This is a genomic window from Stenotrophomonas sp. GD04145, from assembly GCF_029835135.1.
Classification (GTDB): domain Bacteria; phylum Pseudomonadota; class Gammaproteobacteria; order Xanthomonadales; family Xanthomonadaceae; genus Stenotrophomonas; species Stenotrophomonas maltophilia_P.
In genome coordinates, this window is record NZ_JAODZG010000022.1 from 1 (window position 1) to 18551 (window position 18551).

Genomic DNA, 18551 nt, shown 5'->3' on the forward strand with positions numbered 1-18551 from the left:
CGACGGAGACTGGCAGGAGTTCTGATTCCTGCCTGACCTGACGCACGACAACGCCCTGGCCCTGCGCCGGGGCGTTTTCGTTTACGGGGTATCTGATTGTCCAGCCAACGGCGACGCCCCTCGGAGTGGTCGGTCGAAGTGCTGGGCGGCTGAGGGCAGGCCGGGAGGGTGGGTTGCGCAGGGGACGCCGTGAATACGTCCCTGTAGGCTCGGGCGCGCCATCCATGGCGCTTACGCCCCTGCGCAGCCCACCCACCCGGCCACGGACAGGTTCCTGCGGCTGCCAGCCACGAAAGACAGAACAAAATCAAAAGCAAGAGCCGGTCGCTTCGCTCTTCATTTGGCCGGCACTGCCGCGGAGCATCCGCGCATGGCGTGTGTCCAATACAGATCGCGGAAGTCCGTCGAAGGCGGGGTGGGTCCGGTGGCGGGGGTGTCCGCGGCATGGATGCCGCGGCCAAGCCCCCAGGGACGGGTTCACGGCGTCCCCCGCCACCGGACCCACCCCGCCAACCTGCAGGAAACCGGCTTCTGACGTTGCAGTTGCTTCGGCTGTTGCTTCGGCGGGTGCCGGGCGCAGCCCGGCCCAAGCCCATCCCCCGCTTCCGGTACAATATCGGGCCCGTTTCCCAACTACGGTTCCCCGGACATGATGGTCCTCGAGGGCGCGCCCGCCCTGTCGCCGTTCCGCCGCGAACGTCTTGAATCCCGCCTGCAGTCCATCGCTCCCTCCCTGCGCATCAGTGGTGCCTGGCACGTCTACTTCGTGCAGCCGGAAGGCTCGGCCGTGCCCGATCAGGCCACCCTGTGCCGCATCCTGGAAGCACAGCCGCAGGCCGGGACGGTCGCCGAAGGGGCCGTCAGCCGCATCGTGGTGCCGCGTCTGGGAACGTTGTCGCCGTGGTCGAGCAAGGCCACCGAACTGGTCCGCGGGGCCGGTCAGCCGGTCAGCCGGGTCGAGCGCGGCCTGCGTATCGACGTGCTGGGCTGGCCGGACGATGCCGCCACCCAGCAGTCGCTGGTGAAGGTGCTGCACGACCCGATGACGCAGTCGGTGCTGGACCACGTCGAGCAGGGCCAGGCCCTGTTCTCGGCGCCGGCCCGCGGTGAACTGGAGCGCGTTCCGGTGGCGCAGCTGGAAGCCGCCAACCAGCGCCTTGGCCTGGCCATGGCCCAGGACGAGATCGACTACCTGCGCGAGCGCTTCACCGCACTGGGGCGCTCCCCGTCTGACGTGGAACTGATGATGTTCGCGCAGGCCAATTCCGAACACTGCCGGCACAAGATCTTCAACGCCAGCTGGACCATCGACGGGCAGGCGCAGGAACGCTCGCTGTTCCGCATGATCAAGAACACCCACCAGCAGACGCCGCAGCACACCCTGAGCGCGTACAGCGACAACGCTGCGGTGATCGAAGGCCATCCGGCGTCGCGTTACCGTCCGGATCCGGCCAGTGGCGAGTACCGCCGCGAGCCGCAGGTGCCCAGCGCCTTCCAGATCAAGGTCGAAACCCACAATCACCCGACCGCGATCGCGCCGTTCCCGGGGGCTTCCACCGGTGCCGGTGGCGAAATCCGCGACGAAGGCGCAACCGGCCGCGGCGGCAAGCCGAAGGCCGGCCTGACCGGCTTCTCGGTCTCGCACCTGCGCATCCCCGAGCTGCCGCAGCCGTGGGAAGCGCCGCGCGCGCTGAATCCGCGGATGGCGCCGGCGCTGGAGATCATGACCGACGGCCCGCTCGGCGGCGCTGCGTTCAACAATGAGTTCGGCCGCCCGAACCTGCTCGGTTACTTCCGCAGCTTCGAGCTGCCTGAAGGCGCTGACCTGGTCCGTGCGTACGACAAGCCGATCATGCTGGCCGGCGGCCTCGGTGCGATCGACCGTATCCAGGTCGACAAGATCCCGCTGCAGGCCGGTGATGCGGTCATCGTGCTCGGCGGTCCGGCGATGCTGATCGGCCTGGGTGGCGGTGCGGCCAGCTCGGTGGCCTCCGGTGAAAGCGCCGAAGACCTGGATTTCGCCAGCGTGCAGCGCGACAACCCGGAGATGGAGCGCCGCTGCCAGGAAGTCATCGACCGCTGTGTGGCGATGGGTGCCGACAACCCGATCAAGTTCTTCCATGACGTCGGTGCCGGTGGTCTGTCCAACGCGATTCCCGAGCTGCTGCACGATTCGAACGTGGGCGGCATCATCGATCTGGGCAAGGTGCCCACCGACGATCCGTCGTTGTCGCCGATGCAGCTGTGGTGCAACGAATCGCAGGAGCGCTACGTGCTTGGCGTCGCGCAGGAGCGGCTGGCCGAGTTTGCCGCGCTGTGCGCGCGCGAGCGCTGCCCGTTCGCCGCCGTGGGCGTGGCGACCGCCGAGGAGCATCTGGTGGTGGCGTACGGCGCGGTGCCGGGCCATGTTCCCGCCGACGCACCGATCGACCTGCCGATGGACGTGCTGTTCGGCAAGCCGCCGAAAATGCACCGTGACACGGCGCACCCGCCGGCACCGCGCTGGCCGGCGCTGAAGACCGGTGGCCTGGATCTGCAGGAAGCCGGCCTGCGCGTGCTGGCGCACCCGACCGTTGCCTCGAAGAACTTCCTGGTCACCATCGGTGACCGCAGCGTCGGCGGCCTGACCGCCCGCGAGCAGATGGTCGGCCCGTGGCAGCTGCCGGTGGCCGACGTGGCCATCACCCTGGCTGATTTCGATGGCGTGGCCGGTGAGGCGATGTCGATCGGCGAGCGCACGCCGCTGGCCCTGCTCGACGCCGCGGCGTCGGCGCGCATGGCCGTGGGCGAAGCGCTGACCAACCTGTGCGCGGCCCCGGTGGATGCGCTGGATGGCATCAAGCTGTCGGCGAACTGGATGGCTGCTGCCGGCCATCCGGGCGAAGACGCGCTGCTGTACGACGCAGTGAAGGCCGTGGGCATGGAACTGTGCCCGCAGCTGGACATCAGCATCCCGGTCGGCAAGGACTCGCTGTCCATGCAGGCGCAGTGGCATGACCAGGGCGAGGCACACAAGAGCGTGTCGCCGGTGTCGCTGGTGATCTCGGCGTTCGCGCCGGTTGCCGATGTGCGCCAGCAGCTGACGCCTCTGCTTGATCGCGACGTCGACAGCGAGCTGTGGCTGATCGGTCTCGGTGCCGGCAAGCAGCGCCTGGGCGGCTCGATCCTGGCGCAGGTGCACGCCGACCACGGCGAGCTGCCGGCCTTCGCCGGTGCCGCGCCGGACCTGGACGACCCGCAGCGCCTGCGTGCCTTCTTCGAACTGATCCGGGATGCGCGCCAGTCCGGCCTGCTGCGTGCGTACCATGACCGCAGCGACGGCGGCGCGTTCGCCGCGCTGTGCGAAATGGCGTTCACCTCGCGCCTGGGCCTGGATATCGCCCTCGACGCGTGGGGCGATGACCCGTTCCGCAGCCTGTTCAATGAGGAACTGGGTGCGGTGGTGCAGATCGCCCGCGAAGATCGCGCCGCTTTTGCCGACCTGGTCGAGCGCCACGCCCTTACCGAATGCGCGCAGCGCATCGCCAGGCCGACCACCGCACCGGTGGTGCGCGTATCGCTGGCAGGCGAGAACCTGGCCGAGTGGCGCTGGGAGCAGCTGTTCGATGCGTGGTGGTCGGTCACCCATGCCATGCAGAAGCGTCGCGACAATCCGGCCAGCGCCGATGCCGAGCGCGATGTCGCCCGCGCGTTCAACGCACCGGGCCTGAAGCCGAAGCTGAGCTTCGACCTCAACGAGGATGTGGCGGCGCCGTTCATCAGCACCGGTGCGCGTCCGCGCGTGGCGGTACTGCGCGAACAGGGCGTCAACGGCCAGATCGAGATGGCCAACGCCTTCGAACGTGCAGGCTTCCGCGCGTTCGACGTGCACATGAGCGACCTGATCGAGGGGCGCGTGGCCCTGCAGGACTTCACCGGCCTGGTCGCCTGTGGCGGCTTCAGCTACGGCGATGTGCTGGGTGCCGGCCGTGGCTGGGCGACCTCGATCCTGGAACGCAGCGCGCTGCGCGATGCCTTTGCGGCGTTCTTCGAGCGCCAGGACAGCTTTGCCCTCGGCGTATGCAACGGTTGCCAGATGATGAGCCAGCTGAAGGACATCATCCCCGGCGCCGAACACTGGCCGCAGTTCCGCCGCAATGCCAGCGAGCAGTTCGAGGCCCGCACCGCACTGCTGGAAGTAGTGGAATCGCCGTCGATCCTGCTGCGTGGCATGGCCGGTTCCCGCCTGCAGGTGGCGGTGGCGCACGGCGAAGGCCAGGCGGTGTTCGACAACGCCGTCGACCAGGCCGCTGCGCGCGTGTCGCTGCGCTACATCGATGGCAACGGTGCCATTGCCCAGCAGTATCCGCTCAATCCGAACGGCTCACCGGATGGCATCACTGGCCTGACCAGCACGGACGGGCGCGTCACCATCATGATGCCGCATCCGGAGCGCACCCCGCGCGCACTCAATCTGAGCTGGGCGCCGGCCGAGTGGCAGGGTGATTCACCGTGGATGCGGATGTTCCGCAATGCCCGGGTGTGGTGCGGCTGATCGCGCACCGCTTCGCGCAGGCGTCGATGCCGATGCGTATGGAAAAACCCGCCGCATTGCCGGCGGGTTTTTCTTTGCGCGGATGAAACTCCTGTCGCCACCATGAGTTACATGCATTTCCATGCGCCAGACAATCGTCACGTGCAACTAACAAAATGGATTGATAAACGCGTGAAAAAGTGAACTGCTTCACGGCAATGTGATTTGCTGTGTCAAAGTCTTGACGATATGGAAAGTTGCCGTTAACACTTGAACCCCGTTTCAGAACCATTCATCCCGCAGTAACCGCTTGGCGCACGCGCTCGGTTTTCTGTCGCTGCGCGCCGTTCGGCAATACCCCGCAGTAAATCACGCGAATAAACGCCCCCAGGGGACGTTGGACCAGAAGGTCCGGCGGTGGCGTTGCTTTGCCCAAAACCAGTCCAATCAGGAGCCGTACCGATGAATCGGATTTATCGCAAGGTCTGGAACAAAGCACTGGGTCAGTTGGTCGTGGCCTCGGAACTGGCCTCGTCCGACAGTTGCGGCGGGGTCGTCGACCAACGCCGCGATGCGACACAGGCCAGGCCCTTTGTACTGGCTGCCGCACTGGCGCTGGCACTGGGATTGGGCATGACCGGCGTCGCCTCTGCACAGTCGGTGGAGATCGGCGGCAACGCCAACTGCGTGGTGCTCAACAGCTCGATCGTCGACAAGTGCCTGGTGGATGGCAGCGCCTCGGCCACCGGCACCAACGCGGTCGCCGTGGGCACCGGCAGCCGTGCAACCGGTGCCAACAGCGTGGCGCTGGGCGCCGGCTCGAAAGCAACGCGTGCCAATACCGTTGCCGTCGGTGATGCGGGCAAGGAACGGCAGGTGACCCACGTCGCCGCCGGCACCGAGGCAACCGATGCGGTGAACAAGGCGCAGCTGGATGCACAGGCGCGGGCCACGCAGGCGGCGTTGGCCGAAGCGACAGCCCAGAGCAGTCGCTACTTCAAGGCCGACGGCGCCGGTGATGACAGCGACGCGGCGAAGATCGAAGGGCAAGGCGCGATTGCGGTCGGCAGCGGCAGCCAGTCGCTGGCCAACGCCACCACGGCCGTCGGCACACAGGCCGTGGCCGCCGGTCTGGGCGCCAGTGCGTTCGGCCAGAACGCGTTGGCCATCGGCGATGCCAGCGTCGTCGTCGGCCAGAGTGCCGTTGCGCTCGGACTGGGAGATACCGCCGTCGGTGCCAGCGCTGTTGCGGCCAGCGAGAACGGCGCAGCGACCGCACTGGGCGCGTTGTCCGAGGCCAGTGCGGACGGCGCAACGGCGGTCGGTGGCGGAGCCGTGGCCATGGGCCCGGGCAGTACCGCCGTGGGTCGTGGCGCAACGGCCGCCAATGAAGCATCGATCGCGGTCGGTGCGTTCAGCACCGCCGTGGGTGAATACAGCACCGCGCTGGGTTCGAACTCGGCAGCGGTTGCCACCGGCAGTGTGGCGCTGGGCGCCGGCTCGCTGGCCGACCGGGTCGATACGGTATCGGTGGGCGCAGCCGAGTACGGTCTGACCCGGCAGATCACCAGTGTCGCGGCGGGTACCGAAGACACCGATGCGGCCAATGTCGGCCAACTCCGGGACGTCGCGGCCGTGGCCGATGCCACGGCCAAGCGTTTCCAGGCCACCGGCAGCAGCAACAGCGACGCCGGTGCGCTGGCCGCAGGCGATGACGCGCTGGCTGCCGGTGAAGCGGCCAACGCGCTCGGCGATGGCACCACCGCAGTCGGCGCCGGCGCCACCGCGGTCGCGCAGAACGCCACGGCGGTCGGCAACAACGCCCTGGCCGCCGGACAGAACAGCGCCGCGTTCGGCAACAACGCGCAGGCTGCAGGACCTGGCAGCGTCGCGGTGGGTGGCGCCGCCGTGGACGAGAACGGCAATCCGCTCATCACCAACGGCGGCGTGCCGGTGGAGACCGGTGCGACCAGTGCCGGCGTCGGCGGCACTGCGGTCGGTGCCAGCGCAGAGGCGGCTGGCTTCGCTGCGTCCGCCTATGGCGTGGGTGCCTATGCGGCCGGCGCGCAGTCCTCCGCATTCGGCGCGGTGGCCAACGCCATCGGCGACTACGCCACCGCAGTCGGCACCCAGAGCAACGCGACCGGCACCAGCAGCGTGGCCGTGGGTGGCCCGGCTGACCTGATTCCCGGCCTGGGCTTCTTCGTGCAGACCCAGGCCAGCGGCGAAGCCGCCACCGCTGTGGGTGCCGGCGCGATCGCCAGCGGTGACCGGACCGTGGCCAACGGCAGCCTGACCGAAGCCTCCGGCGCCGAAGCCACGGCCATCGGCTACTTCGCCTACGCACCCGGAGAAGGGGCCAGCGCGCTGGGCGCGCAGACCTGGGCCAGCGGCGCGCAGAGCACGGCGGTCGGCTACTACGCCACGGCGCGCGGCGCCAACAGTGTTGCCCTGGGCGCGAACTCTGAAGCCATCCGTGACAACAGCGTCGCCGTGGGCAGTGCCGGCAACGAGCGGCAGATCACCGGCGTCGCTGCCGGCAGTGAAGCCACCGATGCAGTGAACAAGGCGCAGCTGGACGCCGTGGCCAGCACCGCGGATACCACCGCCCATTACTTCCAGGCCCAGCCGGAAGCCGGCAGCGATGCCGGTGCGTTTGCCGAGGGAGAGGGTGCGGTGGCCGCCGGTTCGTCCAGCAACGCGATCGGCGCCGGTGCCGTCGCCCAGGGCGCGGGTGCTTCCGCCGTGGGCGATGACAGCGTCGCCATCGGTCGCAACAGCAGTGCCAGTGGCAACGGCGGGGTCGCCATCGGTGGACTGGGCCAGGCCTACGACCAGTACAATCAGCCGATCATCGGCGATGACGGTCAACCAGAACGTGTCGGCACCACCGCCGGCGCCGATGCCACCGCCGTCGGCAATGGTGCGCAGGCAACGGGTGCGTCGGGCAATGCGTTCGGCAGCGCGGCCAAAGCCACCGGCGACAACAGCGTGGCTGCCGGTGGCAAGTCGCGGGCGACCGGCAGCTACGCGGTCGCTGTGGGCGACAGTGCGTTCGCCAGCAGCGACGACAGCACCGCCGTCGGCGGCTACAGCTGGGCCACCGCCAGTGGCGCCAGCGCATTCGGTTCGGGCGCATGGGCCACCGCCACCAACGCATCCGCCTTCGGCAATGCAGCATGGGCCAGCGGCAGTGGCGCCACCTCCATCGGCTACAACAGCTGGGCCAACGGCACCAGCGCCACCGCCGTCGGCCGCGGTGCCTTCGGCTACGGCGACTACAGCGTAGCGTTGGGCTACCAGGCGCTGGGCAACACGGTCAACAGCATCGCCATCGGCACCAATACGGTGGCCGGCGGTGAAAGCGCGATCGCGCTGGGTGCCGGCAGCAACGCCAGCGGCAGCAACGCGGTCGCGTTGGGTGCAGGCTCGGTGGCTGATCGTGACCGCAGCGTGGCGGTTGGCGCTGCCGGCAACGAGCGCCAGGTGACCCACGTGGCCGCAGGTACGCAGGCCACCGATGCGGTGAACAAGGCACAGCTGGATGCCGTCGCGGCGGAAGCCTCCACCACCGGCAAGTACTTCCAGGCCAGCGGCAGTGCCGACAGCGATGCCGGCGCTTACGTGGAAGGGGACAACGCACTGGCTGCCGGCGAGGCATCCAACGCCATCGGCGACGGCGCCATCGCCCTGGGCAGCGGCGCCAATGCACTGGCCAGCAACGCGCAGGCGCTGGGCTTCAATGCCGTGGCCACCGCGGCCAATGCCAGCGCGATCGGTGCCAACGCACAGGCGACTGGCGAGTACGCCACCGCGCATGGCGCGGAAAGCGAAGCCAGCGGTGAACAGAGCGCGGCCTTCGGTGCTGCCTCGATCGCCAGTGGCGCCGGCAGCACCGCCAGCGGCGTGCTGTCCGAAGCCTCCGCAGAAGAGGCGACGGCGGTGGGCTACTTCAGCACTGCCAGTGGTGAAGCGGCCACGGCGGTCGGCAGCGAGAGCGTGGCCAGCGGCACGGCCTCGGCTGCATTCGGCATCGGTGCGGAAGCCACGGGTGGCTACAGCACCGCCATCGGCGGTTTCGCCAGCGCCTCGGCGTTCAACGCCACCGCGTTCGGCAATTTTGCCAATGCCTCCGGCTCCAACAGCGTGGCGCTGGGCGGCGACTCGGAAGCCTCCGGCGACTACAGCACGGCCACCGGTCAGGGCAGCTTGGCCACCGGTACGAACAGTGTCGCTGTCGGCGGCTCGTTGTTCGGCATTCTCGCCACCGAGGCGTCCGGCAACTACTCCACGGCCGTCGGTGGTGGCGCATGGTCGCCGGGCATCAACAGCACCGCGCTCGGCAATGCGGCCGAGTCGCGCGGCGCCAACAGCGTCGCGCTGGGTGCCGATTCGATTGCAGACCGTGACAACACGGTATCGGTCGGTGGTGGTGGCAACACCCGCCAGGTGACCAACGTGGCGGCAGGTACCCAAGGCACCGATGCGGTCAACAAGGATCAGCTGGACGCCGTGGCATCGGTGGCCGAGAACACGAGCCGCTACTTCCAGGCCAGTGGCAGTGCCGACAGCGATGCCGGCGCCTATGTGGAAGGCGACAACGCGCTGGCCGCCGGCGAAGCGGCCAACGCGATCGGCAACGGTGCCACCGCACTGGGCAGTGGTGCGACGGCGGTCGCCGCCAGTGCCACCGCCGTAGGCCTGGACAGCCTGGCCAGCGGCAGCAATGCCGCAGCGGTGGGCAGCAACGCACAGGCCACGGGTGAAAACAGTGCGGCACTGGGCAACGGTGCGGTTGCCAGCGAGATCGGCAGCACGGCGACCGGCGCGGGTGCACAGGCCACGGCGGTGTACAGCACCGCCAATGGCTCGGAGGCGCTGGCCAGCGGTGCGCAGTCGCTGGCCAGCGGCTTCCGCAGCGCGGCGTCGGCCGATGGCACCACGGCGGTCGGTGGTTACAGCGAAGCCAGTGGTCGTCTCGGTTCTGCACTGGGTTACGGCACGATCGCCAGCGGGGCCAACAGTACTGCGACGGGCGTGTTTGCCACGGCCAGCGGCGCCAGCGCGGTGGCCATGGGTGATTCCAGTGAAGCCAGCGGCGATGAAAGCGTCGCCATCGGCGGCAGCACCTTCTTCGGTCTGATCCCGGCCCGCGCCAGCGGCTACGGCGCCGCGGCGTTCGGTGCGGGTGCATGGGCCACCGACGACTACGCCACCGCCATCGGCTGGAACTCGTGGGCCGACGCGGCCGATTCCACCGCACTCGGTGCCAGCGCCACCGCCAATGCTGCGAACAGCGTGGCACTGGGTGCGGGTTCCGTTGCCGACCGCGCCAACAGCGTGGCCGTGGGCAGTGCCGGCAACGAGCGCCAGGTGACCAACGTGGCGGCAGGTACCGAAGGCACCGATGCGATCAACAAGAACCAGCTGGACGCCGTGGCGTCGGTGGCCGAGAACACGAGCCGCTACTTCCAGGCCAGTGGCAGTGCCGACAGCGATGCCGGCGCCTACGTGGAAGGTGACAACGCGCTGGCGGCCGGCGAAGCGGCCAACGCGATCGGCAACGGTGCGACCGCACTGGGCAGTGGCGCGACGGCGGTCGCCGCCAGCGCCACCGCGGTGGGACTGGACAGCCTGGCCAGCGGCAGCAATGCCGCAGCGGTGGGCAGCAACGCACAGGCCACCGGTGAAAACAGCGCGGCACTGGGCAGCGGTGCGGTTGCCAGCGAGATCGGCAGCACGGCGACCGGCGCGGGTGCACAGGCCACGGCGGTGTACAGCACCGCCAACGGCTCGGAAGCGCTGGCCAGCGGTGCGCAGTCGCTGGCCAGTGGCTTCCGCAGCGCGGCATCGGCCGATGGCACCACGGCGGTCGGTGGTTACAGCGAAGCCAGTGGTCGTCTCGGTTCTGCACTGGGTTACGGCACGATCGCCAGCGGGGCCAACAGCACCGCGACGGGCGTGTTTGCCACGGCCAGCGGCGCCAGCGCGGTGGCCATGGGTGATTCCAGTGAAGCCAGCGGCGATGAAAGCGTCGCCATCGGCGGCAGCACCTTCTTCGGTCTGATCCCGGCCCGCGCCAGCGGCTACGGTGCTTCGGCGTTCGGCGCCGGCGCCTGGGCCACCGACGACTACGCGACCGCCATCGGCTGGAACTCGTGGGCCGACGCAGCTGATTCCACCGCACTGGGCGCCAATGCCACCGCCAACGGCAGCAACAGCGTCGCCCTCGGTGCTGCATCGAAGGCAGACCGCGCCAACACGGTGGCGGTTGGCAGCACGGACAGCGAACGCCAGATCACCCATGTCGCCGCGGGTACCGAAGGCACCGATGCGGTCAACAAGAACCAGCTGGACGCCGTGGCGTCGGTGGCCGAGAACACCAGCCGCTACTTCCAGGCCAGTGGCAGTGCCGACAGCGATGCCGGCGCCTATGTGGAAGGTGACAACGCGCTGGCCGCTGGCGAAGCGGCCAACGCGATCGGCAACGGTGCCACCGCACTGGGCAGTGGTGCGACGGCGGTCGCTGCCAATGCCGCTGCCGTGGGCTTCAACGCGGTGGCGACGGGTGAGGATGGCGTGGCCATCGGCAACAGCGCCAGCAGTACCGCTGGCGGCGCAATCGCCCTCGGTGCGCAGAGCAGCAGCGCCGGGCCGGCCAGCGTCGCCCTGGGCGCGCAGTCGGAAGCGGAGGGCATCGGTGCCGTTGCGGTAGGTGGCATCGCCCAGGCCACTGGCCTGGCCGCTACCGCCGTCGGCTACGGGGCCACGGCCGACGGTCGCGAAGCGACTGCGGTCGGCAACTTCGCCTATGCCAATGGCTGGCAGTCCACAGCCTACGGTGCGGGTGCCACGTCCAGCTTCTTCGGCACGGCCCTGGGCAGTGGCGCGCAGGCGGCCGACGTCGCCACGGCGGTCGGCCAGGGCACCACCGCGCAGATCGCCGGTGCGGGTTTCGGCGTACAGGCACGCGCCGGCGAGTACGGTACCGCGCTCGGCAACAACGCGGCCACCGGCCTCAATGGCGTGGCGGTGGGCTTCAACGCACTGGCCGGGCAGGATGCCAACAGCGTCGGCAGCGGTCAGCACACTACCGCCATCGGCAGCGAGGCGTGGGCGACCGAGGACGGGGCCACCGTGGTCGGCTACAACAGCTACGCGCAGGCAACCAATGCCACGGTGCTGGGCAGCAACACATGGACGACCAAGGCCGCCGACAACAGCGTCGCGCTGGGTGCCGGATCGCTGGCGGATCGTGCCAACGCGGTATCGGTCGGTGCGGCGCAGGACTGGGTTGATGCGGCGGGCGTTACCCACAGCGCGATCAACCGCCAGGTCACCAATGTCGCGGCCGGTACCCAGGCGACCGATGCGGTGAACAAGGGCCAGCTGGATGTGGTGGCGGCCACCGCCGATGCCACCGGCCGCCACTTCCGTGCGACCGGTACCGGGACCGCCAGCGCCACGGGCAGCAACGCGGTCGCCGTCGGTTCCGGTGCCAGTGCCAGCGGCAACCGCAGCAATGCGCTGGGCAGCAGTGCCAGCGCCATCGGCAATGCGGCGCTGGCCGTCGGCGCCAACGCCGGCGCGACCGGTGCGAACTCGGTGGCGCTGGGCAGTGGCGCGCGCGCGCTGGACGCCAATGTGGTGTCCGTCGGCGGTGGCAACGGTACCGATGGTCCGGCGACGCGCCGCATCGTCAACGTCGCCGACGGTCGCATCGCCGCAGGCAGCAGCGACGCGGTCACCGGTTCGCAGCTCAACGTCACCAACCAGCGCGTCGGTGCGGTGGAAACCCGGGTCGGCGATTTCGATTCGCGTATCGCGACCGTGGAAACGTCCACTGCCAATGCGGTCGGTTATGACGACGCCAGCCGCGACCGGCTGACCCTGGCCGGCATCGAGGGCACCACGATCGACAATGTCGGCGCCGGCAGCATCGCCGCAGGCAGTCGCCAGGCGATCAATGGCGGCCAGCTGTTCCAGTCGCTCAGCGATGCCGCCAGCTTCCTCGGCGGTGGCGCCAGTGTCGGCATGCAGGGCGTGTTCGTCGCGCCGAACTACGTGATCCAGGGCGCCAGCTACAGCAATGTCGGCGATGCCCTTGGCGCACTGGACCGCAAGGTCAGCGAGATTGACCAGCGCACCGGGGGGGCGAACCGCTCCCGCACCGCCAGCCTGCGTTCGACCAGCACGCCGCTGGAGGGAGGCGCCGGCAGCCTGGCCGCGGAGACGGCCAGCGCCGATGCTGTCCCCACCGTGGCCACTGCCAGCACTGCCCGGGTACAGGGCGCGCCGACCGCCGCCGCAGCGGGCTCGGGCATCCCGGTCGGCACACCGGCAGCGGGTTTCAACGCGGTCACCGTGGGAGAGGGCGCCGTTGCCAGCGGCGCGTCGTCCACGGCCATCGGCCAGGGGGCCAGTGCGACGGCCGCCAACGCCGTGGCGCTGGGCCAGGGCTCGGTTGCCGATCGTGCCAACACCGTCTCTGTCGGCAGCGAAGGCAACGAGCGCCAGGTCACCAATGTCGCGGCCGGCAGCGCTGCCACCGACGCGGTCAACAAGGGTCAGCTGGACCGTGGTGTCGCCACGGCCAACAGCTACACCGATGGCCAGGTGAAGGCCGTGACCGACAGCTTCGATGTGTTCAAGGGCGAAGTCGATGGCCGCCTGCGTCATATGGACCGTCGCATCGATCGTCAGGGCGCGATGAGCGCGGCGATGCTCAACATGGCCACCAGCGCCGCCGGCATCCGTACCCAGAACCGGGTCGGCGTCGGTGTCGGCTTCCAGGGCGGCGAGTCGGCGTTGTCGCTGGGTTACCAGCGTGCAATCAGCGACCGCGCCACGGTCACCTTCGGCGGAGCCTTCAGCAGCGACGACAGCTCGGTCGGCGTTGGTGCCGGCTTCGGCTGGTAAGCCACTCCATCGCGCCGGCGGCCACCCACGCCGGCGCCACACCCGCAACGAGGGCCTGGGGGGAGGTCACGGCAATCCCGGCTGGGCCGGCCGGGAGTCGTCAAGGAATGATGGCCGCAGTGTTGGTTCGATCCATGACCCAGAAGAGGAATTTCGACGTGATCAAGAAGCAGAACCTTCGCATCAACGTGCTTGCCGCCGCCGTGCTGTCGATGACCGCCGTCGGTGCCGTCCATGCCGCCGGGTTGCCGACGCAGGAACCGGCGCGCCAGGCGCGCACCGCACAGCCGGGCACCGACCGCATCATCGTCAAGTACCGCGCCGGCACGGCCGCTGCGCTGGATCGTTCGGCCAAGCTGTCCACGGTGCAGTCGGCGCTGACCCGCGCCAGCCTGTCCGGCGGCACTGCGCGCGCCAGTACCCTGGGCCCGCAGGTCGTGCGCAAGCTCGGCGTCGGCGCCGATGTGATCCGCCTGCAGGGCCGTCTGGCCCCGGCTGAACTGCAGCGCGTGCTGAAGGAGCTGAAGGCTGATCCGGCGGTGCAGTACGCCGAGGCCGACGTGAAGCTGCGCCGCAGCGAACTGCGTGCGGGCGATGTGCAGCCGGCGCTGGTGCCGAACGACCAGTACTACCAGCAGTACCAGTGGCACCTGCACAACGCGACCGGCGGCATCAACGCGCCGGCAGCCTGGGATGTTTCGCAGGGCGAGGGCGTGGTGGTGGCGGTGCTCGACACCGGCATCCTGCCGCAGCACCCGGATCTGGTCGGTAACCTGCTGGAAGGCTACGACTTCATCAGCGATGCCGAGACCTCGCGCCGCCCCACCAACGAGCGGGTACCCGGTGCGCTGGACTATGGCGACTGGGTCGAGAACGACAACGAGTGCTACACCGGTTCGCTGGCTGAAGACAGCTCCTGGCACGGCACGCACGTCGCCGGCACCGTGGCCGAGCAGACCAACAACGGTGTCGGCATGGCCGGCGTCGCGCACAAGGCCAAGGTGCTGCCGGTCCGCGTGCTCGGCAAGTGCGGTGGCTACCTTTCCGATATCGCCGATGCCATTACCTGGGCCTCCGGCGGCACCGTGGCCGGCATTCCGGCCAATGCCAACCCGGCCGAGATCATCAACATGAGCCTGGGCGGCAGCGGCAGCTGCGACGGCACCTACCAGGATGCGATCAATGGCGCGATCTCGCGCGGCACCACGGTCGTGGTGGCCGCCGGCAACGAGACGGACAACGCGTCCAATTACCGCCCTGCCAGCTGCGATGGCGTGGTGACGGTGGGAGCCACCCGTATCACCGGCGGCATCACCTACTACTCCAACTACGGCACCCGCGTCGATCTTTCCGGCCCTGGTGGTGGCGGCAGCGTGGACGGCAATCCGGGTGGCTATGTCTGGCAGGCCGGTTCCGACGCGGCCACTACGCCGGACTCGGGCAGCTATACCTACATGGGCAAGGGCGGAACCTCGATGGCCTCGCCGCACGTCGCGGCGGTGGCGGCACTGGTGCAGAGCGCGTTGATCGCCGATGGCAAGGAGCCGCTGGCTCCGGCAGCCATGCGTACCCTGCTCAAGGAAACCGCACGCCCGTTCCCGGTGGCCATCCCGTCGGCGACCCCGATCGGTACCGGCATCGTCGACGCCAAGGCCGCACTGGCCAAGGCGCTGGAGGAACCGTGCACCGAGGACTGTGGCCCGGTAGCCACGCCGCTGACCAACAAGGTCGCTGTCGGCGGCCTGTCCGGTGCGACCGGCGGCAGTGCCCTGTACAGCTTCGAAGCGGTGGCGGGCAAATCGCTGAGCGTGATCACCTACGGTGGCAGTGGCAACGTGTCGGTGTACCTGGGCCAGGGCCGCGAGCCCAGCGCGAGCGACAACGACGCCAAGTCCACGCGTGCGGGCAACGCCGAAACCGTGCGCGTCAACAAGCCGGTGGCCGGCACGTACTACGTCAAGGTGGTGGGTGAAGCCGCCTACAGCGGGGTGACCATCCTCGCCACGCAGTAATGCCATCACACTGTCGTAGATGAACTGGCGACGCCCGTCACCCCGTGGTGGCGGGCGTTGTCATTTTTCGAAAGGCGGCGCGATGGCGGCGGAAACCACGGCTTAACTGCTAAAGTCGGGCCGATCGACAGGAGAGTCACGTGAACGCGCTCGCTGCAACCACTGCCGACGACGCCGAGAGCCGCATCCTGGATGCGCTGCTGGCGCGTGGGCGGCTCAAGGAAGGAGACCTGGCCCGGGCGCGGCCGCTGCATGCCGAGGCCGGCGGCAGCCTGCTCGGCCTGCTGGTGCGCCTGGGACTGGTGTCCGAGCGGGACCAGGCGCAGGCCAGCGCGGATGTGCTGGGCCTGCCACTGCTGGAAGGCAAGCAGGTGCCCGAGACGCCGCCGCAGTCCCTCGCCGAAGGCCTGCCGCTGTCGCTGCGCTTCCTCAAGCAGTTCCACGTCTGCCCGCTGGCGCTGGATGAACACGGCGTACGGCTGTGGTTGGCCGATGCCCACGATGTCTACCCGCAGCAGGCCGTGCAGCTGGCCCTGGGCGTGCCGGTCACGCCGGTGCTGGGCATGCGGGCGGAGATCGACGATCTGGTCGAGCGCTGGTTCGGCCAGGGCCGCAGCGCCATGGGGGCGATCGTGGAAACCGCCGATGGTGAAGGCGGCGCGGTGGACGACATCGAGCATCTGCGTGACCTTGCCTCGGAAGCGCCGGTAATCCGCCTGGTCAACCTGGTGATCCAGCGCGCGGTGGAACTGCGTGCCTCGGACATCCATGTCGAACCCTTCGAAAGCCGTTTGAAGGTCCGTTACCGCGTCGATGGCGTGCTGGTGGAGGGCGAGAGCCCGCCCGCCAACCTGACCGCCGCGGTCATCAGCCGCATCAAGATCATGGCCCGGCTCAACATCGCCGAGCGCCGCCTGCCGCAGGACGGCCGCATCATGCTGCGCGTGCAGGGCAAGGAGCTGGACCTTCGCGTCAGCACGGTACCGACCGCACACGGCGAGAGCGTGGTGATGCGCCTGCTTGACCGCGAAACCGTGGTGTTCGATTTCCATCGGCTTGGCTTCACCGATGCATTCCTGCCGCAGTTCCGCAAGGTCCTGGAGCAGCCGCACGGCATCCTGCTGGTGACCGGCCCGACCGGTTCGGGCAAGACCACGACGCTGTACACCGCGTTGAGCCAGCTCAATACCGCCGACGTCAAGATCATCACGGTCGAGGACCCGGTCGAGTACCAGATCGAAGGCATCAACCAGATCCAGGCCAAGCCGCAGATCGGCCTGGACTTCGCCAATGCGCTGCGCAGCATCGTGCGCCAGGATCCGGACATCATCATGATCGGCGAAATGCGCGATCTGGAGACTGCGCGCATCGCGATCCAGTCGGCGCTGACCGGCCATCTGGTGCTGTCCACCCTGCACACCAACAATGCCGCCGGTGGCATCACCCGGCTGCTCGACATGGGTGTGGAGGACTATCTGCTGACCTCCACCATCAACGGCATCCTCGCGCAGCGTCTGGTGCGCCGTCTGGAACCGACCCACGCCGAGCGCTACCCGGCGTCACCGGAAGAGATCGATCGTTTCGAGCTGCGCCGCCTGCAGCCGGAGGGGACGATTCACCTGTACCGGCCGCGTCCCTCGGCACTGGCACCGACCGGCTACCTGGGCCGCACCACCATCATGGAATTCCTGGTGATGAACGACGCGCTGCGGCGCGCGGTGATGCGCCGCGATGGCATGGGCGAGCTGGAGCGCATCGCGCGCGAAGGCGGCATGCGCACCATGTACGAGGATGGTCTGGCCAAGGCCCTTGCCGGGCAGACGACCATCGAGGAAGTCCTGCGCGTGACGGAGGAGAGCTGATGCGCGCCGGAGCCCGGGGCTGACATGCCGAACTACCGCTACAAGGCCCTCAATCCGCATGGCGAGATCTTCGACGGGCAGATGGAAGCGGCCAGCGAGGCCGACCTGATCGCGCGCCTGCAGGACCAGGGGCATCTGCCGATGGAAACCCAGCTGGCCGATGCGGGGTCCATCGGCGGGGGCAGCTGGCGCAATCTGTTCCACCAGCGCCCGCTGCAGGGCCCGGCGTTGCTGCAGTTCACCCAGCAGCTGGCGACCCTGCTCGGTGCCGGCCAACCGCTGGATCGCGCGCTGTCGATCCTGCTGGGCCTGCCCGAGGACGAGCGCTCGCGTCGTGCGATCACCGACATCCGCGACGTGGTGCGCGGTGGTGCGCCGCTGTCGACCGCGCTGGAGCGCCAGCATGGCCTGTTCTCGCGCCTGTACGTGAACATGGTGCGTGCCGGCGAGGCCGGCGGCAGCCTGCATGAGACCCTGCAGCGGCTGGCCGATTACCTTGAGCGCGCGCGTGCGCTGCAGGGCAAGGTGATCAATGCGCTGGTCTACCCGGCCATCCTGCTGGTGGTGGTGGGCGGCGCGCTGCTGTTCCTGCTGGGTTACGTCGTGCCGCAGTTCGCGCAGATGTACGAGAGCCTGGACGTGGCGCTGCCGTGGTTCACCAATGCCGTGCTGCAGCTGGGCCTGTTCGTGCGCGACTGGTGGATCCTGCTGCTGGTGGTACCGGGCGTGCTGGCCCTGCTGTTCGAGCGCAAGCTGCGGCAGCCGGCCTTCCGCCTGGCCCTCGACGGCTGGCTGCTGCAACGGCGCAGCATCGGCCGCCTGCTCGGCGAGCTGGAAACCGCACGGCTGGCGCGCACGCTGGGGACGCTGCTGCGTAACGGTGTGCCGCTGCTGGGTGCGCTGGGCATCGCCCGCAACGTACTGGGCAACCGCGCGCTGGCAGCCGACGTGGATACCGCCACCGACGAGGTCAAGAACGGTGCAGGCCTGTCGCTGGCACTGTCGCGCGGCAAGCGCTTTCCGCGGCTTGCCCTGCAGATGATCCAGGTCGGCGAGGAATCCGGCGCGCTGGATACCATGCTGCTGAAGGCCGCGGATACCTTCGAGCAGGACAGCGCCCGGCGCATCGATCGCCTGCTGGCGGCGATGGTCCCGGCGATCACCCTGGTGCTGGCTTCGGTGGTCGGTGCGGTCATCGTCGCCGTGCTGGTCCCGCTGTACGACCTGACCAATGCCATCGGTTGA

The 18551-nt window shown here is 69.0% G+C and carries 5 protein-coding genes; all 5 read left to right on the plus strand.

Annotated elements, in window-relative coordinates:
• Positions 1-649: 649 nt before the first annotated feature.
• The 5 genes from purL to N7367_RS12200 all read left to right on the plus strand — a co-directional run bounded on the left by purL (position 650) and on the right by N7367_RS12200 (position 18551).
• Positions 650-4534, plus strand: a complete 3885-nt coding sequence (purL, locus tag N7367_RS12180) for a phosphoribosylformylglycinamidine synthase (RefSeq protein ID WP_065175848.1) — start codon at positions 650-652, stop codon at positions 4532-4534.
• A 441-nt stretch (positions 4535-4975) separates the two neighbouring features.
• Positions 4976-13432: an ESPR-type extended signal peptide-containing protein gene (locus N7367_RS12185; protein ID WP_279942474.1), complete on the plus strand. Its 8457-nt coding sequence runs from the start codon at positions 4976-4978 to the stop codon at positions 13430-13432.
• Positions 13433-13590: 158 nt separating this feature from the next.
• Positions 13591-15444: a S8 family serine peptidase gene (locus N7367_RS12190; RefSeq protein WP_279942491.1), complete on the plus strand. Its 1854-nt coding sequence runs from the start codon at positions 13591-13593 to the stop codon at positions 15442-15444.
• A gap of 140 nt (positions 15445-15584) precedes the next feature.
• Positions 15585-17306: a type II secretion system ATPase GspE gene (gene gspE, locus N7367_RS12195; RefSeq protein WP_053520021.1), complete on the plus strand. Its 1722-nt coding sequence runs from the start codon at positions 15585-15587 to the stop codon at positions 17304-17306.
• A 24-nt stretch (positions 17307-17330) separates the two neighbouring features.
• Positions 17331-18551 carry a type II secretion system F family protein gene (locus N7367_RS12200; RefSeq protein ID WP_279942475.1) on the plus strand — a complete coding sequence of 407 codons (1221 nt, stop codon included), beginning with the start codon at positions 17331-17333 and terminating at the stop codon, positions 18549-18551.

What these genes read in the sequence shown, in the direction of transcription:
- purL (WP_065175848.1), top strand. Translation starts at nt 650, where the DNA reads ATGATGGTCCTCGAGGGCGCGCCCGCCCTGTCGCCGTTCCGCCGCGAA.
- N7367_RS12185 (WP_279942474.1), top strand. Translation starts at nt 4,976, where the DNA reads ATGAATCGGATTTATCGCAAGGTCTGGAACAAAGCACTGGGTCAGTTG.
- N7367_RS12200 (WP_279942475.1), top strand. Translation starts at nt 17,331, where the DNA reads ATGCCGAACTACCGCTACAAGGCCCTCAATCCGCATGGCGAGATCTTC.